This is a genomic window from Seonamhaeicola marinus (genome assembly GCF_008085455.1).
Genome location: NZ_VSDQ01000289.1, coordinates 1 through 556, shown reverse-complemented (window position 1 = coordinate 556; position 556 = coordinate 1). Strand labels below are relative to the sequence as shown.

The 556-nt window shown below is 35.8% G+C and carries 1 protein-coding gene; it reads right to left on the bottom strand.

Features of this window, described 5'->3' with window-relative positions:
• The coding region (locus FUA24_RS04020; protein WP_246146945.1) for a phosphomethylpyrimidine synthase ThiC at positions 1–556 on the bottom strand (556 nt) is incomplete at both ends.

Genomic DNA, 556 nt, shown 5'->3' with positions numbered 1-556 from the left:
GTACCTACTGGCACTGGTGAGTTACGAATAATCCATTCGCGCGTTTCGTGAATATTTTTTCCGGTAGATAAATCCATAATAGTATCTGCACCCCAACGGCATGCCCAAACTGCCTTTTCAACTTCTTCTTCAATTGATGATGTTGTGGCTGAATTACCAATATTAGCGTTTACTTTAACCAAGAAGTTTCTGCCTAAAATCATAGGTTCACTTTCTGGATGGTTTATGTTATTTGGAATAACTGCACGACCACGAGCTACCTCTGAACGCACAAACTCTGGTGTGATTTTTTTAGGAATTGAAGCTCCAAAATCTTGCCCTGGATGTTGTTTAGCTAATTCGGTCATTTCATCAATTTTTTGATTTTCGCGAATAGCAATGTATTCCATTTCTGGTGTTATAATGCCTTTTTTAGCATAATGTAATTGTGTTACGTTTTGCCCTTTTTTAGCTTTTAATGGTTTTTTTAAGTGCGAAAAACGCATATGATCTAAACTAGTATCGTTTAAGCGTTCATTACAATATTTTGATGAAAACTGGTTTAATTGTTCAACAT